At 29.6% G+C, this 18,291-nt stretch carries 15 protein-coding genes; all 15 read left to right on the top strand.

The features are described 5' to 3' along the window. The first annotated feature begins 31 nt into the window (after positions 1 to 31). The 15 genes from ARA19_RS13960 to ARA19_RS13890 all read left to right on the top strand — a co-directional run bounded on the left by ARA19_RS13960 (position 32) and on the right by ARA19_RS13890 (position 18,263). Positions 32 to 1,606 (top strand): ABC transporter substrate-binding protein, encoded by a 1,575-nt coding sequence (locus tag ARA19_RS13960; RefSeq protein ID WP_055071554.1) that lies wholly within the window; start codon positions 32 to 34, stop codon positions 1,604 to 1,606. 81 nt (positions 1,607 to 1,687) lie between these two features. Continuing rightward, positions 1,688 to 2,641, top strand: coding sequence for an ABC transporter permease (locus tag ARA19_RS13955; protein WP_055071553.1), 954 nt, complete (start codon positions 1,688 to 1,690; stop codon positions 2,639 to 2,641). After that, positions 2,638 to 3,459: an ABC transporter permease gene (locus ARA19_RS13950; RefSeq protein WP_055071552.1), complete on the top strand. Its 822-nt coding sequence runs from the start codon at positions 2,638 to 2,640 to the stop codon at positions 3,457 to 3,459. The genes ARA19_RS13955 and ARA19_RS13950 overlap by 4 nt, the downstream gene beginning before the upstream one ends. A gap of 12 nt (positions 3,460 to 3,471) precedes the next feature. Continuing rightward, the gene (locus tag ARA19_RS13945) at positions 3,472 to 4,446 is read left to right on the top strand and encodes an ABC transporter ATP-binding protein (RefSeq protein ID WP_055071551.1); all 975 of its coding nucleotides are present in this window, start codon (positions 3,472 to 3,474) and stop codon (positions 4,444 to 4,446) included. Positions 4,447 to 4,457: 11 nt separating this feature from the next. After that, positions 4,458 to 5,426 carry an ABC transporter ATP-binding protein gene (locus ARA19_RS13940; RefSeq protein ID WP_055071550.1) on the top strand — a complete coding sequence of 323 codons (969 nt, stop codon included), beginning with the start codon at positions 4,458 to 4,460 and terminating at the stop codon, positions 5,424 to 5,426. 436 nt (positions 5,427 to 5,862) lie between these two features. Further along, entirely contained in the window at positions 5,863 to 6,780 is a 918-nt protein-coding gene (locus tag ARA19_RS13935; protein WP_055071549.1) for an ABC transporter permease, read from the top strand. Between the two features lie 16 nt (positions 6,781 to 6,796). Beyond that, positions 6,797 to 7,762 (top strand): ABC transporter permease, encoded by a 966-nt coding sequence (locus tag ARA19_RS13930; RefSeq protein WP_055071548.1) that lies wholly within the window; start codon positions 6,797 to 6,799, stop codon positions 7,760 to 7,762. Positions 7,763 to 7,775: 13 nt separating this feature from the next. Further along, complete coding sequence (locus tag ARA19_RS13925; RefSeq protein WP_055071547.1) at positions 7,776 to 8,786, top strand: ABC transporter ATP-binding protein; 1,011 nt, start codon at positions 7,776 to 7,778, stop codon at positions 8,784 to 8,786. After that, positions 8,779 to 9,756, top strand: a complete 978-nt coding sequence (locus tag ARA19_RS13920) for an ABC transporter ATP-binding protein (RefSeq protein ID WP_055071546.1) — start codon at positions 8,779 to 8,781, stop codon at positions 9,754 to 9,756. The genes ARA19_RS13925 and ARA19_RS13920 overlap by 8 nt, the downstream gene beginning before the upstream one ends. Positions 9,757 to 9,952: 196 nt before the next feature. Beyond that, positions 9,953 to 11,578, top strand: a complete 1,626-nt coding sequence (locus tag ARA19_RS13915) for a peptide ABC transporter substrate-binding protein (RefSeq protein ID WP_055071545.1) — start codon at positions 9,953 to 9,955, stop codon at positions 11,576 to 11,578. A gap of 268 nt (positions 11,579 to 11,846) precedes the next feature. Beyond that, positions 11,847 to 13,196, top strand: a complete 1,350-nt coding sequence (locus ARA19_RS13910) for a glucose-6-phosphate isomerase (protein ID WP_055071544.1) — start codon at positions 11,847 to 11,849, stop codon at positions 13,194 to 13,196. A gap of 309 nt (positions 13,197 to 13,505) precedes the next feature. Continuing rightward, the gene (locus tag ARA19_RS13905; RefSeq protein ID WP_055071543.1) at positions 13,506 to 13,952 is read left to right on the top strand and encodes a DUF188 domain-containing protein; all 447 of its coding nucleotides are present in this window, start codon (positions 13,506 to 13,508) and stop codon (positions 13,950 to 13,952) included. 336 nt (positions 13,953 to 14,288) lie between these two features. Then, positions 14,289 to 16,298 carry a triple tyrosine motif-containing protein gene (locus ARA19_RS13900; RefSeq protein WP_055071542.1) on the top strand — a complete coding sequence of 670 codons (2,010 nt, stop codon included), beginning with the start codon at positions 14,289 to 14,291 and terminating at the stop codon, positions 16,296 to 16,298. Positions 16,299 to 16,459: 161 nt separating this feature from the next. Continuing rightward, complete coding sequence (locus ARA19_RS13895) at positions 16,460 to 17,170, top strand: lytic transglycosylase domain-containing protein (RefSeq protein WP_055071541.1); 711 nt, start codon at positions 16,460 to 16,462, stop codon at positions 17,168 to 17,170. Between the two features lie 373 nt (positions 17,171 to 17,543). Beyond that, entirely contained in the window at positions 17,544 to 18,263 is a 720-nt protein-coding gene (locus ARA19_RS13890; RefSeq protein ID WP_055071540.1) for a pseudouridine synthase, read from the top strand. Positions 18,264 to 18,291 lie beyond the last annotated feature (28 nt).

Here is an 18,291-nt window from a genome sequence, read left to right as displayed (position 1 = left end):
TAAAAATAAAGGATAAAAAGAGGGAATAAAGATGAACAAAGGAAAAATAATAGGGATAATCATTGCAGCAGTAGTTATTATTGGAGGTATAAGTGCAGCAACAGTACATGCTGAAAGTAAAGGTGGAAGTAATCAACAGAATAATCAATTAGTAGTGGCATTGCCTTCAGCACCATTAACAATGAATCCAATGTATGCTAATATAAGAAGTTCTCAGGCAGTGAGTAATACACTTTATGAAAATTTATTTAATATAAGTAATAATGGAACTATAGAGTATAATGGACTAGCAAAAAGCTTAACACATTCAGCAGATTGTAAAACTTATACCTTAACTTTAAAACCAAATTTGAAGTGGTCTGACGGAAAACCACTTACAGCAAGTGATGTGGTATTTACATTTAACCAAATAATGAATACAAAACAAAATGCTTTAGACACTCAATCATTTATTATTGATAATAAACCAGTGACTTGTAAAGAGATAAATAGTACTACAGTACAATTTAATCTTCCAGCTCCAACTTTAGGATTTAAATATGACTTAATATCTTTAATTCCTATACCAGAACATATTTATAAGGGCGTTCAGGATATACAAACAGACAAGGCGAATAATGACCCAGTAGGTGATGGTCCTTATAAGTTTGTTAGTGAGGTTAAGGGGTCATTAATTAAATTAACAAGAAATCCATATTTTGAAGGCACTCCAGCTAAAATTGAAAATCTTGATTTTAGAATAATACCAGATAATACAGCTAATATAGCTGCATTAAAGAGTGGGCAAGTTGATATTTCTTTAGTAGCACCTAATGAAATTTCAGAATTAAAAAATGATTTTAATTTCCAAACTTTTGCTTCTGGATTAGTTAATCATATAACATTTAATTTAAATGTTCCTGTACTAAAAAATATTAAGGTAAGAGAAGCAATAGCATATGCATTAAATAGAAGTGATTTAATAACAGCATCAGCAACAAGTACTAAATATGCTGAACCTGCTTATTCAACTTTTGCTCCACAAGCAGAGGATTATACCTCTGATGTAACAAAATATGATCAAAATATAGATAAAGCAAAAGAACTTCTAAAAGAATCAGGAGAAAAGAATATTACATTAAAGCTTGCTTATGGAACAGGTGTACAAGGTATGAAGGAAGAAGCAGAAGTTATTCAACAAGAATTAGAAAAAATAGGTATTAAAGTTGAAATAATGCCTATGAATACTAATGCATTCTACACAGATTTACTTTCAAAAACTAGTCAAACTTTTGATTTAGGATTAAATAGATATAATATGGGAAATGATCCAGATTCCTATGCACAAGAATTTGTTACTGGACAAGCTGATAACTGCTCAAAAATATCTAATAAAGAAATAGATCAATTATTTGCAAAAGCACAAACAATGACAAATGAAGCAGATAGAGCCCAAATATTTAAAGAAATTCAACAAAAAATATCAGAACAATTACCTATATACACAATAAGTTATCCAGATACAGTAATAGCTACTAGAAAAGGAATAGAAGGAATTAAAGAAGCTCAATTAGCTCCAATGATTATGTTTAATAATTTTGGTGAATTGTACTATAAAAACAAATAATTAAACAAAAAATTAAGGGGGAGTTAGTAAATAGCATTTTTTATTTTATTAACTTTCCTCTTATTTTAGTTAGGAGAAACAATGGGAAATTTAATTATAAAAAGAATTCTTCAGGCTATTCCTATGTTATTTATTGTTTCTATAGTGTGTTATTTCATAATGAAAGTAGCTCCAGGAAACCCTATACAAATGTATATGAATCCTCATATGAACTATAAACAAGTAGAAATAATAAGGAGAAATTTAGGATTAGATAGACCTATAATAATTCAATATTTTTGTTGGTTAAAGGAAGTGTTGCATGGTAACTTTGGGAATTCATTAATATCATTTACACCAGTTTCACAGGAGATACTTGAAAGATTAGTTCCAACTATAATACTAAGTGGTGTGTCTATGGTAGCAACATTTATTTTAGGAATATTCTTAGGTGTTGTTGGAGGAATCCATAGAAATGATTATATAGGAAGAATAATAGATATATTTTCAAATATAAGCATAGCCATGCCATCTTTTTTATTGGCCTTAATACTTATAATTGTTTTTACTGTAGAACTAAATTTATTGCCAAGTATAGGAATGTATGGAATAGGAGATAAAACTATAGGAAGCTTAATGGTACATCTTATAATGCCTGTTACAGCAGTGGTATTAACTGATGTTGGAGGAATAATTCAGTATATTAAAAATTCTATAGAAATTGAGGCAGACAAGGATTATGTAAGAACTGCTCTTGGTAAAGGTCTGAGCAAAGAGAAAGTTTTTTATGGGCATATATTAAAAAATAGTATTTTACCAGTTGTAACTCTAGTAGGGCTCTCTTTACCTAATATTGTTATGGGATCTGTAGTTATAGAACAAATTTTTGGATGGCCAGGGGTAGGTAGAATGGCTTATAATGCTGTTACGTCTTTTGATTATCCCACAATAATGGCAACAACTTTATTAGCATCTGTACTTTTGATTATAGGAAACCTAATTTCAGATATATTATATATAGTTATAGACCCTAGAGTTAAGGGGGGATTGAAATGATTAGAAGCATATGGAATAGCATAAAAGAAGATAAGATTGCTTTAACTAGTTTTATATTTTTAATAGTTATTTCTTTAAGTGCTATATTTGCATTTTTATCTCCATATAAACCTAATGATATAAATCTTAGCAATTCATTTCAAAGTCCAAGCTTTACTCATTGGTTTGGTACTGATTCTTTAGGGAGAGATTATTTTACAAGAATATTGTTTGGGGGAAGAGCAACATTAATGGTTGGATTTTCAGTTATGATATTATCTACTGCTATAGGGACTATGGTAGGAGCAGTAAGTGGCTATATTGGAGGAATTGTTGATAATATTTTAATGAGATTTTTAGAGATATTTATGAGCATACCAACATTTTTTATTTTACTGATTTTAAGTGTAATAATAAAATCAAGTTTAACGGAAATTATTGTTGTTATATCAGTGTTCTCATGGATGGGAACAGCAAGGGTTATTAGGGGAGAGGTCTTAACTTTGAGAGAAATAGATTATGTAAAATGTGCAGAATCACAAGGGATTAGTAGTAGTAGAATAATAGTAAGTCACATTATACCTAATATAGGACAAATAGTGGTAGTATCATCAACTATGAATGCAGCTAATGCAATACTTATGGAAGCTATGCTTAGCTTTTTAGGATTAGGACTTAAACCTCCAACTGCTTCTTGGGGGAGTATGTTGAATTCAGCGGAACAATATATGACTACAAATCCATACTTAATAATTTTTCCAAGTATTTTTATAATTTTAGTTGTTTTAAGCTTTAATTGTATAGGTAGAGCAGTTCAAAAAGGCTTTGGGAAAAGTTAATGGAGGGATAGTATGAGTATAGTTGAATATAAAAATTTAAGTGTTTCATTTAATAATAGTGGCTATAATATTAATGCTGTAAATAATGTTAGTTTTTCTTTAGAGGAAGGGAAAATACTAGGTATTGTTGGGGAATCAGGATGTGGAAAATCTGTAACAGCTATGTCTTTAATGAGACTTATAAATGAACCACAGGGAAAAATAAATAATGGAGAAATACTTTTTAATGGCTTAGATATAGTTAAGTTAAGTGAGAAAGATATGACAAAAATAAGAGGAAAGGAAATTGCTGCAATTTATCAAGATCCTCTTACAGCATTAAACCCTGTTTATACTATAGGGAAGCAAATGGTTGAAGCTATAATGACACATAAAAGTATAAGCAAGATAGAAGGAAAGAACATAGCGATAAATATGTTAAAAGATGTTGGTATCTATAGAGCAGAAGCTATTTATAATTCTTATCCTAATGAATTATCAGGAGGAATGAGACAAAGGGTATTAATAGCTATGGCTTTATGTTCAACTCCTAAAATTCTTATAGCTGATGAACCCACTACTGCTTTAGATGTTACTATTCAAGCTCAAATTTTAGAATTGTTAAAGAACATAAGAGAAAAATATAATATGTCTATTATTATGATAACTCATGATTTAGGAATAGTTGCAGAACTTTGTGATAAAGTTGTAGTTATGTATGCAGGACAAATTGTTGAAGAGGCTGATATTTTTGAGTTATTTGATAATCCATTACATCCTTATACGAAAGCATTAATGAATTCAAGACCCAATATTGATTTAGAGTTTGAAGGAATTAAGAGGCTTCCTATAATAAAAGGACAAGTTCCTAGTAAAATTGATGAATTAAAAAATTGTTATTTTTTAGATAGGTGTGATCAATGTGAAGATACATGCAGAAAGTTAAGTATACCAAAACTTAAAGATATCAATAGGAATCACAGAGTGTCATGCCATTTAATTAAGTAAGGAGTTTACTTATGAATGAAGAAAATATTCTAGAGGTAAAAAGTTTAATTAAGTATTTTCCTGCTGAAAAGAAACTTTTTAGGAAAACTAAAAAATTTATAAAGGCTGTAGATAATATTACTTTTACCTTAAAAAAAGGAGAGAGCTTAGCTATTGTTGGTGAGTCTGGATGCGGAAAAACAACATTAGCTAAAACTATAATCGGATTAATCAATAAAAATAGTGGAGAAGTAAAAATTAATAATAAAAATATATTTGAGGTAAGTAAAAAAGAGAGACAAGAAATAAGAACAGAAGTACAAATGATTTTTCAAGATCCATATAGTTCTTTAAATCCTATGAAAAGAGTAAAGGATATAATAGGAGAGGCTATGCTTTATCACAATATAGCTAATAAGGAGAATTTAGAGGAAAAGGTTGTAGAGGTAATGGAACTTTGTGGATTACCTAAAGAATATATAGACAGATATCCTAGGGAGTTTTCAGGAGGACAGAGACAGAGGATAGGAATTGCTCGAGCAATTGCATTAAAACCTAAAGTCATAATTGCTGATGAGCCAGTATCAGCTTTGGACGTGTCAATGCAAGCTCAAATAATTAATCTTATGATAGAGTTGCAAGAGAAGATTGGAATGTCCTACTTATTTATATCCCATGATTTAGCTTTGGTTAAATATATTGCAAATAGAGTAGCAGTAATGTATTTAGGCAGTATAGTTGAAATTGGTGATAAAAACCTTATTTATAAGAATACTAAGCATCCATATACAATTGCATTAATGGAATCAGTTCCTATAATGCATCCAAGAGATAGAAGAAAAAAAGAAGTGGTTAAGGGAGAGGCTTCCATAAAATCAGAAGGTCAAAAAGGATGTAAGTTTAGTGAAAGGTGTAAGTATTCTAAGGAGATATGTAAGGAAAAAGAACCAATATTGAGAGAAGTTGAAAAAAAACATTTTGTTGCATGTCATATGTATTAGATAAAGATAGATAAGTTTAGAGAGTTTTTCATAATGAGAAATATTTAAACTTATCTTTTTTTTTGCCTATTTTCTGCTAACGTTAAAATAATTTTATTGAAAGAAACTGTAAAAAGTTAATTCATTATTAAGAATTTTTGAACTGTGAAATGAGTATATATGAGGGACAAGTGTTTTTTTGCCGTGGAAAAAGAATAGATTCATATCAAATAATTGGGAAAATAATTATCAAATTGTTAATAATATATCCTATTTACAAATTATATATTTAGAATATATAATTTATATTAACATATAGGTAATTACAAATTTTTCATTAATTTAATAAAAATGAAATTTTATTAATTACATATTGCGTAATGCTTAAGTGAATTAAATATTTTTACAAGTTTATATTTATTTTTCTTTATGCATTTTTAATTAAGGGGGGTTAGAAATGTTTAAGTATGTATGTAAAAGAATTTTAACAAGTATAATTACAATATTTGCAGTTGTAACTATTACATTTTTCTTAATTAGGTTAATGCCGGGTGGACCTTTTGATGGGGAAAAGATAACACCTGAAATTAAAGCAAATTTAGATGCTAAATATGGTCTTGATAAGCCTTTAGGTGAACAGTACAAGATGTATATGGGGAATTTAGCAAAAGGAGATATGGGAGAATCAATGTTATTCCCAGGAAGAATGGTAAATGATACTATTAAGTATTCTTTTCCAGCATCAGCAAAGTTAGGGATAGTTACAGTATTAGTATCCTTAGTAATAGGAGTGCTATTAGGAATATTAGCAGCATTGAAGGAAGGAAGATGGCCAGATAAACTATGTATGTTTATAGCTACCTTAGGTGTAACTATACCAAGTTTTGTTATAGGAACATTATTAATATATATTTTCGCTTTAAAATTAAATCTATTACCAGCAACAGGTTTTTATGGAGCAGAGTATTATGTAATGCCAGTTATAGCTCTTGCAGGAAGTTCATTAGCATTTATAACAAGATTAACAAGAAGTAGACTTACGGATGTTATGAAATCTGACTATATAAGAACTGCAAAGGCAAAAGGCTTAAGTGGTAGAACTGTTATTATAAAACATGCTTTAAGAAATTCATTAATTCCAATAATAACTTATTTAGGACCTTTAGTAGCTTCTATTTTAACAGGGAGTTTTGTAGTTGAAACAATTTTTGCTATACCAGGAATTGGAAATGAGTTTGTTTTATCTGTTGGAAACAGAGATTATACTTTACTTTTAGGAGTAACAGTTTTTTACTGTACTTTAGTTATAGTATGTAATTTAATAGTTGATATACTTTATGGACTTGTTGATCCAAGAATTAAATTAGAAGGATAAAAAGGGGTGAATTTTTATGAATGATATAAAATTAAGTAAATTGGATTTAGATAAATTAGATGAAGATTTATTCACACCTTTAGATAGCTCAGAAAAGAATTTAAATGTTAATGTAAGACCTAGTGTTGGGTATTGGAAAGATGCTTGGAGAAGACTTAAATCAAATAAGGTAGCTTTAATATCATTAATAATAATAATTTTATTTATTTTAGGTTCTATTTTAGTTCCATCACTTTCAAAGTTTAGCTATGAACAAAATAATCTAGAGCTTGCAAATATGAAATCTTCAGCTGAACATTGGTTTGGAACAGACCAATTAGGAAGAGATATTTTTGTAAGAGCATTTTATGGAGCTAGATATTCTCTTATTATAGGTTTTGCTGCTGCATTTATAAACTTGATTATAGGAATTATCTATGGTGGAATATCAGGCTTTGTTGGAGGAAAAGTAGATAATTTTATGATGAGAATTGTAGATGTATTATACTCAATTCCATTAACAATTTACGTAATTATATTTATGGCAGCATTTAATCAACCGGGAAGTGGAAAAAGTGGTTTATCAACAATTGTATTAGCACTTTGTATATCTTATTGGATTAATATGGCGAGAATAGTAAGAGGAGAAGTTTTACAATTAAAACAACAGGAATTTGTATTAGCAGCAAGAGCACTTGGAGCTTCTGGAAGTAGAATTTTATTTAGACATTTGATTCCTAACTGTATAGGTTCAATTATTGTAACCATGACTCTTTTAATACCACAAGCTATATTTACAGAAGCATTTTTAAGTTTTATTGGTCTTGGAATAAATCCACCTTTAGCATCACTTGGAACTTTAGCTAATGATGCACAAAAGGTTCTTACAGTTTATCCATATCAGCTTTTATTTCCAGCATTAATGATATGTTTAATAATCTTAGCATTTAATTTATTTGGTGATGGATTAAGTGAAGCTTTAGATCCTAAGAATAAAAAGTAGGGAGGGAGTTTAGATGGAAAAATTATTAGAAGTAAAAGAATTAGAAACTTCCTTTAAAACTCATGTGGGAGAAGTTAAATCAGTAAGAGGAGTTAGTTTTGATTTAGATAAAGGTGAAGCTATAGGTATTGTTGGAGAATCAGGATGTGGGAAATCAGTAACAATGATGTCTGTAATGAGACTTTTAGCTAATAACGGAATAATAAAAGCTGGTGAAGTGATTTTTGAAGGAAGAGATATTTCAAAGGTGCCAGAGAAGGAAATGGAGAAAATCAGAGGAAATGATATATCTATGATATTCCAAGATCCTATGACTTCTTTAAATCCAGTTTTAAAAATAGGGGATCAATTAACAGAACATTTAATAAAACATAAAAAAATTAGTAAAAAGGAAGCTTTAGAAAAAGCTATAAAAATGTTAGAGCTAGTGGGAATACCTAGTCCAGAAAAAAGGATAAAGCAGTATCCACATGAATTTTCAGGTGGAATGAGGCAGAGAGTTATGATAGCTATGAGTCTTATGTGTGATCCTAAGTTAATTATAGCTGATGAGCCAACTACTGCTTTAGATGTTACTATACAAGCACAAATATTAGATATAATGAAAGATTTAAAAAATAAATTAAATACTTCAATTATATTAATAACACATGATTTAGGTGTGGTAGCAGACCTTTGTACAAGAATTAATGTTATGTATGGAGGAAAAATAATAGAAAAGGGTTCAGTGGAAGATATTTTTTATAATGCTAAACATCCTTATACTTGGGGGCTTTTAAAAAGTGTTCCTAATCCACAAAGTGAAGTAAAAGAAAAATTAATACCTATAGAGGGACAACCTCCAGATTTATTAAAACCACCAGTAGGATGTCCATTTACAGATAGATGTGATTATGCAATGAAAATTTGTAAAGAAAAAATGCCACCATATTTTATAAGTGATAATCAATATACTGCTTGTTGGTTGTGTCATGAAAATGCACCAAAGGTAGAATCACCTATAAGGAGGGAAGTAAATGAATAATGAAGAGGTAATTTTAGAAGTAAAAAATCTATGCAAATACTTCCCTGTAAAGAAAGGAGCATTTGCAAAAAAAAGTTATGTTAAGGCAGTGGATAATGTGTCTTTCAAAATTAACAAAGGGGAAACCTTAGGACTTGTAGGGGAATCAGGTTGCGGAAAGACTACATTAGGTAGAACAGCATTAAAACTTTATGAGCCAACAGAGGGAGTAATAAATTTTAAGGGCAAAGATATAACAAAATTCTCTAATAAGGAAATGGTGTCCTTAAGAAGAAATATGCAAATGATATTTCAAGACCCTTACGCATCTCTTGATCCTAGAATGACTGTTGGAGATATAATTGGGGAAGCAATAGATATTCATAAATTGTATGTAGGAAAAGAGAGAGAAGAAAAAATCAAAGAAATATTAGGGCGAGTTGGTTTAAGTGGAGACCATATTAATAGATATGCTCATGAATTTTCAGGTGGACAAAGACAGAGAATTGGAATAGCAAGAGCACTTGTATTAAAACCAGACCTTATAGTTTGTGATGAACCTATATCTGCTTTAGATGTATCTATTCAAGCACAAATAATTAATATGATGGAAGAGCTTCAAGAAGAATTTGGACTAACTTACTTATTTATAGCTCATGACCTTTGTATGGTTAAGCATATTTCAACACATATTGGAGTTATGTATCTAGGAAAAATGGTTGAGAAAGGACCAAGTGATGATGTTTATTCAAAGCCAAAACATCCATATACTCAAGCTCTTTTATCAGCAGTTCCAATTCCAGATCCAATAGTGGCTAAGTCAAATCAAAGAATAATATTAGAAGGAGATATTCCTTCGCCAATAGATCCACCAGCAGGATGTAGATTCTGTGGAAGGTGTAAATATGCTATGGATATATGTAAAAGTAAAGAACCAGAGTTGAAAGAGGTTGAAAAGGGACATTTAGTAGCTTGTCATTTATTTGATTAAACATTAGTTGCGTTATTAAACTTGTAAAACAAGTTTCAATATAAACTGAGACTTAATTCACATAGAATTTTGATTCTAGCTGAATTTTAGTTGAAGTTATCTAGAAGCATGAGGCTGTTTATCTCCTACTTACAAAAGATAGGAGTATTACAACATCTAGCTATCAGATAAAAATTAAGAAGGGGGCAAGAAATATATGGGTAAAATTAAAAGTTTATGTGCTGTTGCTTTAACAGTTGTACTTAGTGCATCACTATTTGTAGGTTGTGGTGGAGAAAAGTCAGCATCAGGAGGAGCAGCAGAGGGGAAAAAATTAATTTATAATTTAGGGGAGGATCCAAAAACTATAGATCCAGCTCTAAATGCATCAGTTGGAGGTTCAACAATTTTAGTAAATGCTTTTGAGGGATTAATGAGAGTTGATGAAAATGATAAGGCTATTCCGGGGGTTGCAAAGGAATATAAAATATCAGAAGATAAGTTGACTTATACTTTCACTCTAAGAGATGATGCTAAATGGTCAGATGGAAAACCTGTAACAGCAGGAGATTTTGAATATGCTTGGAAGAGAGCTTTAGATCCTAAAAATGGGGCAGAGTATGCATATCAATTATATTATATTAAGGGAGCTGAAGAATATAATACAAAGGGTGGAAAAGTAGAAGATATTGCTATAAAGACTATCAATGATAAGACTTTAGAAGTAACTTTAGTGAGTCCAACACCATATTTTATAGAGTTGATGGCATTTCCTTGTTACTTCCCAGTTAGAAAAGATGTAGTTGAAAAAGACTCTAATTGGACAACTAAGGTAGATAGTTATATTTCAAATGGGCCATTTAAATTAAGTGAGTGGAGAGCTAAAGATGCATTTGTATTTACAAAAAATGAAAACTATTGGAATAAGGATTCGGTTAAACTAGATACTTTAGAAATGAGAATGATAAGAGATGTTAATTCAGCTTATTCTGCTTTTGAATCAGGTCAAATAGATATGGTTGATTCAATTCCACCAGCTAAAATTGAGAGTGCGGTTCAAAGTGGGGTTGGTACAATTTATCCTCAAATAGGTAATTATTTTTATTGTGTAAATGTAAGTGGTAATGATATGAGTCCAGAGGTTTTAAGAAATCCTAAAGTTATTCAAGCTTTAAATTTAGCTGTAGATAGAGATACATTAATTAAAAATGTAACTAAAGGAGGACAAAAACCAGCTACATCATTTGTTCCATCTAGTATTAAAGGAGCAGATGGAAATAAGTTTAGTTCAAAAGAATTCTTCCCATCGAAGGGAGATAAAGAGCAAGCTAAAAAATTATTAGAAGAAGCTGGATACCCAGGAGGAAAAGGAATTCCAACTTTAACTTTAACTTATAATACAGAAGGAAATCATGGAGATATAGCTCAAGCTGTTCAAGCTATGTGGAAAGAAATTGGTGTAAATGTTGAATTACAAAATCAAGAGTGGAAAGTGTTCCAAAAAACTAGAACTGATTTAAAATACAATATTGCAAGACATGGATGGGTTGGAGATTATGTTGATCCTATGACATTCCTTGATATGTGGTTAAGTAATTCAGGTAATAATAAGGCAGGTTATAAAAATCCTGAGTATGATAAGTTAATTGAAGCTGCTAGAATAGAAACAGATAATGCTAAGAGAGATGAGTATTTAAAGAAAGCAGAAGAGATCTTATTAACTGATATGCCTATTATACCTATATATGAGTATACTCAACCAAAAGCTATGAAGAAGAATATTAAAGGTATAAGAGTTTCTCAATTAGGACAAGTATATTTTAATCAAGCAACTATAGAATAATTAAATATTAAAATTATGTAATTATGGTTTAAAGTAAACTACAGTAAAGATAAAACTCCTTTGCTGTAGTTTTTATTTTAATAAATATTTAGAAAGTTAAAATTTTTTTCATAATGATATAATATTCGGTAATAATACATGGAAGAGGAGAATATCATATTAATATGTAATTAATTTGTATAGATTTCAACCCTAGAAAGGTTGTTAATAAATAATAATACATGATAAAATAAATATAAAAATGAAAAGAAATGTGGAGGGAAAAGTGATGGCAGAAAATTTAACTTTTGACTTAACAAAAGCAGCAAGCTTTATAAATGAACAAGAAATTATCAATATGAAGGAAGTTGTAGAAACTGCACATAAAAAATTGCATGAAGGCACAGGGGCTGGAAACGATTTTTTAGGTTGGGTTAACTTACCTGAAGATTATGATAAAGCAGAATTTGCAAGAATAAAAGAAGCTGCATCTAGAATTCAACTTAACTCACAAATATTAATAGTTATAGGAATAGGTGGTTCATACTTAGGAGCAAGAGCTGCTATAGAAATGTTAAGCAGTAATTTCCATAATTCAATATGTCAAAAACATAGAAAAGGACCTAAAATATTCTATATTGGAAATAACATAAGTTCAACATATATGCATGATTTATTACAAGCTATAGAAGGAAAAGATATAAGCTTAAACGTAATATCAAAATCAGGTACTACAACTGAGCCAGCAATAGCTTTTAGAATATTAAAAGATTACATGGAAAAGAAATATGGAAAAGAAGAAGCTAGACAAAGAATTTTTGCTACAACAGATGCTAAAAAAGGTGCTTTAAAAGGTCTTGCTGAACAAGAAGGTTACGAAACTTTTGTTATTCCAGATAGCGTAGGAGGAAGATTCTCAGTATTAACAGCAGTTGGTTTACTTCCAATAGCAGCAGCTGGAATTGATATTGATGAAATGATGGCTGGTGCTAATGCAGGAAGAGTTGAATACTCAAATCCAAATATAGAAGAAAATCCTTGTTATCAATATGCAGCAGCAAGAAATGCATTATATAATAAAGGAAAATCAATAGAAATATTAGTAAACTACGAACCAAACTTACATTACTTTGGTGAATGGTGGAAACAATTATACGGAGAGTCAGAAGGAAAAGACAACAAGGGCTTATTCCCAGCAGCAGTTGACTTTTCAACAGATCTTCACTCAATGGGTCAATATATCCAACAAGGTAGAAGAGATTTAATAGAAACTGTTATAAAAGTAGAAAAACCAAGATATGAAGTTAATATAGAAGCCACAGAAGATAATGCAGATGGATTAAACTTCTTAGCAGGAAAAACAATGGACTTTGTAAATAAAAAAGCATTTGAAGGAACATTATTAGCTCATAATGATGGAGGAGTACCAAATTTAGTAGTATCAGTGCCAGAATTAACTCCATTCTATTTTGGGAAATTAGCTTACTTCTTTGAAAAAGCTTGCGGAATAAGTGGATATATCTTAGGAGTAAATCCATTTGACCAACCAGGTGTAGAAGCATACAAAAAGAACATGTTCGCATTACTTGGAAAACCAGGATACGAAGATTTAAAAGCTGATTTAGAAAAGAGATTATAATATTTTTTAATGACTAATAAAGGAGAGGGTGTATCAAATTATAGATACATCCTCTCTGTTATTGTTTAAAATAAAGAGTTTTAGTACCAGTTTAGTGGTCACAGTATTATAGCTATTTTAGTAGGAGTCTATAAAAGGAATATAAATCAAGGTGCTCATTTGATGTGGCTCCTTTTTTTTGGACAATTTTGCTATAATATTTAAGGTAGGTAAGATTTAATAGAACTTATTAAGTGAATAATATAATGAATCTAAGGTGAAAATAAGTTGTAATTAAATATACTAATTAAGGTGAAAAGAGGTTTTTTCATGAGAGTTATTGTTGATGGAGATGGATGTGCTGGTCTTAAGTTTGTTGAAAAGGCTTGTAAGGAGTTGGATGTTGAGTTAATAGTTTATTCTACTATTGACCATAATATTTCTCTTGATTACGGAATTAAAAAAGTTGTAGATGCTGGATTTCAATCTGTTGACATGTATGTTATGAATGAAACCAAAGCAGGAGATATTATTGTTACTCAGGATTTTGGTGTTGCAGCCATGGTTTTAGGGAAAAAGGCTTATGCCATTAGTCCAAAAGGAATGATTTATAGTAATGACAATATTGAAAGACTTTTATTTGAAAGACATTTAGCTCAGAAGGCAAGAAGAGCTGGTCATAGAGGCAAGGGACCTAGTAAAAGAACTATGGAAGATAATTTAAATCTTTATAATGGAATTAAGAATTTAATTAAAAAAGAGAAAACTCAAATGTAGGATGAGTTTTCTCTTTGTAATGGTTTGATTATATGGATATAATAAAATTAGGAGATTTATGGTGTTATTTTCTTCTTTTTGTTCTAAATAAAAGGAAGAAAGTTTGGCTCTTACAGAACTTAATTTAAAGTACTATTAACACCATTAATAGTATGAGTAAAAATTTTTAAATTATTCATGGAATAAAAATGTTTTCTTAAGAAAGTTTTTTTATTTAAGAATAAGGCTATAGTAAATTTTTTATTAAGCTAGATATATGATTTTGAAATTTGTTTACATAATATGGTAGAAGTTGTATAATTTTAGTATATATACAATTGGGGGTTGGGGTCATTTATGGAGGAGCTATGTTTAGAGGTCGAAGGCAAAGAAATTGAATTTGCTAAGAGAGCTTATAAAATAAAAGTTATAAACAATGTTGATTGCAGTTTAAAATATAAAATACTTATAGGAAGAGAGGGTATATGGACTGTATTAGAGGATAAATTTAGCAATAAAGATGAGTTTACTTGGGTTCCTAAAAGGTCAGGAAATTATCATATAATGGCCCAAGGTAAGAAAGAAGATTCTTTAAAGTCCTTTGATTACACGGTTCTAAAAAGTATGACAGTTGGTTTAAATGAAGAAAGTTTAATTAAAGAATTAAACATGAACAAAGATATTTTTGATATTGGCGATAAAATTGAATTAATAGTAGATAGTCTTAAAGAACCAGTGATGTTTAGATATTATATAAGTTCTAAAGATGGTTGGAGATTAATAAAGGACTATACTACTGATAATAAATTAATCTTTACAGCTAGTGAGAGTGGTAACTTTGCTATATTAGTTGAATGTAAAGAGCCTGATTCAATAGATAATTTTGATGACTTTCAGACTATAGAGTTTTCAATTAATAATACTGTTAATGTTGAAATAGCTGATTTTCAATGTTTAGCTAAGGAGCTTTTAGTAGGAGAAGAATTAATCTTTAAGGTTAACGCAACTTTTGAAGATGATAGAACAGGTCTTTATAAATTTATAAAAGTTAATCCAGATGGAAGTGTGGTTTGTGTACAAGACTATTCTTCAAGAAATATGGTTAGCTTTAGAGAAGAGAATAAAGGTGAATATAAATTATTCTGTTACATAAGAGATATGTATTCATCAAGAGAATATGATGATAGAGCAAGAATGGTTTACAGTATAAAGCCTTATAGAGAGTTAGAGCTTGAAAATTTTACAGCGGATTTAGGTTCACCTCAAGTGTGTGGAGAAGATATTTGCTTAGAAGCTATTGTTTCAGGGGGAGCAGATTTAAGATATAGATATGTAATAGAAGGACCTCATAGTGAAGATTCAGGATATATAAGAAGTAACACATTTATATGGAATAGCAAGGCTGAGGGAGAGTATAAAATAACCTTAATGGTTAAAGATGAAAGCTATGAAGGTGACTATGAATTAAAGAGTTCTATAAATTACACCATTGAACAGGTTAAAATAAAACCTGTAAGAATAACAGATATTATTCTTAATAAAAACAATAATATTTTAATAAATGAAAATGTAAAAATAAATGTACAAGTTGATGGTGGAACTGCTATAAAATATGCTTTTATAGTGAGAAAAAGAGGCATAGTATTTAAGAGGGAAGACTATAAGGATAGTAATTTCTTTGATTTTACTCCTGATACAGCTGGAAATTATGAAGTTGAAATTATGGTTAAGGATAAATATTCTGATAAAGATTATGATGTTCATAGTGTTTTTCATGTAGCTGTAAAAAAATATGTAGAGGGTAAAATTGATCATATATTAGTTCCTGCTAAGGAATATTTCTTAGTTGGTGATTCAGTAGAAATAGAGGCTGTTGTTCAAAATACCAATGATACTGTTATAAAATACGTAACAACTATAAATGGACAAGTTGTTGAAGAAACAGACTTTATACAAGGAAAAAGAATAATAGTGGAACCAAAGTGTCCAGGAAAATATGTAATAGATCTTTATGTTAAAAATAAGCAATGTGATAAAGATTATGATAGTAAGAGAGAGGTTAAATTCTTTGTTAATGATGCACCTCCAGTAACTAATACTGTAATAACAACTACAAAATCTACAGTTAGAGTTAATGAAGAAATAAGTTTTTCTGTAACTAGTGATGGTGGAAAAAACATTTGTTATGAATTCTATATTATGAAAAATGGAGTTTGGACATTAATGCAAAGATATAGTAGAAAAAAATATTATGTGTTCAGACCTTATTTGCCAGGTGAATATAGAGTATTAGTTCTTGCTAAGAGTCATTATAAGAAGAGAGCTTATGAGGACTATGATAATTTTGAATTCTTTGTAGAAGAATAAAATTTTTTATTGGTATTAAAGAAATAGATATAGTGCTGTATTGAGTTTAATTAATAATTAGAGGTTGCAATAATTTTATAATTATTTAAAGGATGAGGTATAGCACTATAATTATATTTTTAAAATAAATTTAAGACAACAAAGTGTTAGGGGGAATTTTAGTGTCTTTAGACAAAATAGGAAGTGAACAATTTGTAGCATTAATGATGCTAAATCAAATGAAAAGTGAGAGCTCAGAGAGCAATTCTGGAACTTTTGATATAGTAATGCATTCAGTTTTAAAATCAATAAGTAATAATGAATCAAGTACTGGAGAAGTAACAGAAAATAAGGGGGGATGTTGCTCTTGTTCTTGTGATAAGGAAGAAAAAACATCAAACATAGTTACTGAAAATTTAAATTTTAAACCAATACATAATAATATTACAACTGAAAAAGTTGAAGAAACATCAAAGTTATCTACAAAGGAAAGAATAGAAAGAGCTATTAATAAGGCATCAAAGGATTATGGTGTAGATACAAAACTTATAAAAGCTATTATAAAAGCTGAATCTAATTTTAATCCTAATGTTAGGTCATCAGCAGGAGCAATGGGACTTATGCAATTAATGCCTGAAAATGTTAAGGCTTATGGTGTAAAGGACCCATATAACATAGAGGAAAATATAGATGCTGGAACAAGGCATATTAGGGATTACATAAAAATGTTTGATGGAAATATAGAAATGGGATTAATGGCTTATAATGCTGGACCTGGAACCATGGCAAGAAGAGGTGTTAAATCTCCTAGTGATTTATACAAGTTACCAAAGGAAACTCAAAATTATGTTCCTAAGGTACTTAAGTATTATAGAGAAGGTGTGAAAATTTAATTTTATTCTAAATATATTTTTTCATCTGCCGAGATAGCTATATAGGTACAAAATGCTGTGACCATTGAACTAGTACTAGAAGCTCTTTATTTTTGAACAATAGTTTCGTTAAAAAATTTCCATTGTTTGAACAAAGTGAGTTTGGAAATTTTAGAAACTGTTGTAGAAAAAATATTAGAGCTTCTTTACGTAGGTGAGTGGTCACAAATGGTGAACCTATATAGCTAGATAAAAGGCAGAGATGATATATCTGTAATTTGATATATTCTCTTATTTTGTTTTGGAATTTATTATGTTTTTGTTATAATGAAATATATCAAATTTGAGAGCCTTTATAGTTGTTCAATAATTAATTTAAAAACAGGAGGATATTATGGAAAGATTAGATAAGATTCTTTCTAATTTAGGATACGGAACTAGAAAAGAAATAAAAAAGATAGTTAAAAACGGAATGGTCACTGTTAATGGAAAGATTGTTAAGGATAGTGGTGTTCAAGTTGATCCAGAGGAAGATGAAATTATTTGTGCTGGTGAAGAAGTTATTTATAGAGAATTTATATATTTAATAATGAACAAACCAGCAGGAGTAATATCAGCTACTTTTGATAATAAGGATGAAACAGTGGTAGATTTACTTTATCCAGAACATCAAGTTTTCGAACCTTTTCCTGTGGGAAGATTAGATAAAGATACAGTTGGATTATTACTTTTAACAAACGATGGTGACTTAAATCATAAGTTAATATCACCTAAATATCATGTTGATAAGGTTTATTATGCAGAAATAAATGCTCCTGTAACAGAAGCTGATGTTAAAGCTTTTGCAAAGGGAATAACTTTAGATGATGGTTATAAATGTATGCCAGGAAAACTTGTTGTTTTAGAAAACTTTGAGGATTCTTCAAGAATTGAAGTAACTATACAAGAGGGAAAATATCATCAAGTAAAAAGAATGTTTGAAGCTAGAGGGAAAAAAGTTGAATATTTAAGAAGAATAAAATTTGGTAACTTAGATATAGATGAATCTTTAAGTGAAGGGGAATATAGAGAACTAACACAAGAAGAGTTAGATTTATTATGTAAAGATTTTTGATTAATACAAGTATATACAGTACAACAAA

The sequence above is a fragment of the Clostridium massiliamazoniense genome, from assembly GCF_001403635.1.
In the GTDB taxonomy this organism is placed as follows: domain Bacteria; phylum Bacillota; class Clostridia; order Clostridiales; family Clostridiaceae; genus Sarcina; species Sarcina massiliamazoniense.
Note: the sequence above shows the minus strand (reverse complement) of the source record. Positions and strands in the feature narration are given on the sequence as shown.

Bases quoted from the DNA above. Each gene is read 5' to 3' on its own strand.
- ARA19_RS13960 (WP_055071554.1), top strand. From the start codon at position 32: ATGAACAAAGGAAAAATAATAGGGATAATCATTGCAGCAGTAGTTATT.
- ARA19_RS13890 (WP_055071540.1), top strand. From the start codon at position 17,544: ATGGAAAGATTAGATAAGATTCTTTCTAATTTAGGATACGGAACTAGA.
- ARA19_RS13900 (WP_055071542.1), top strand. From the start codon at position 14,289: ATGGAGGAGCTATGTTTAGAGGTCGAAGGCAAAGAAATTGAATTTGCT.
- ARA19_RS13935 (WP_055071549.1), top strand. From the start codon at position 5,863: ATGTTTAAGTATGTATGTAAAAGAATTTTAACAAGTATAATTACAATA.
- ARA19_RS13915 (WP_055071545.1), top strand. From the start codon at position 9,953: ATGGGTAAAATTAAAAGTTTATGTGCTGTTGCTTTAACAGTTGTACTT.
- ARA19_RS13945 (WP_055071551.1), top strand. From the start codon at position 3,472: ATGAGTATAGTTGAATATAAAAATTTAAGTGTTTCATTTAATAATAGT.
- ARA19_RS13920 (WP_055071546.1), top strand. From the start codon at position 8,779: ATGAATAATGAAGAGGTAATTTTAGAAGTAAAAAATCTATGCAAATAC.
- ARA19_RS13910 (WP_055071544.1), top strand. From the start codon at position 11,847: ATGGCAGAAAATTTAACTTTTGACTTAACAAAAGCAGCAAGCTTTATA.
- ARA19_RS13940 (WP_055071550.1), top strand. From the start codon at position 4,458: ATGAATGAAGAAAATATTCTAGAGGTAAAAAGTTTAATTAAGTATTTT.
- ARA19_RS13905 (WP_055071543.1), top strand. From the start codon at position 13,506: ATGAGAGTTATTGTTGATGGAGATGGATGTGCTGGTCTTAAGTTTGTT.
- ARA19_RS13925 (WP_055071547.1), top strand. From the start codon at position 7,776: ATGGAAAAATTATTAGAAGTAAAAGAATTAGAAACTTCCTTTAAAACT.
- ARA19_RS13930 (WP_055071548.1), top strand. From the start codon at position 6,797: ATGAATGATATAAAATTAAGTAAATTGGATTTAGATAAATTAGATGAA.
- ARA19_RS13950 (WP_055071552.1), top strand. From the start codon at position 2,638: ATGATTAGAAGCATATGGAATAGCATAAAAGAAGATAAGATTGCTTTA.
- ARA19_RS13955 (WP_055071553.1), top strand. From the start codon at position 1,688: ATGGGAAATTTAATTATAAAAAGAATTCTTCAGGCTATTCCTATGTTA.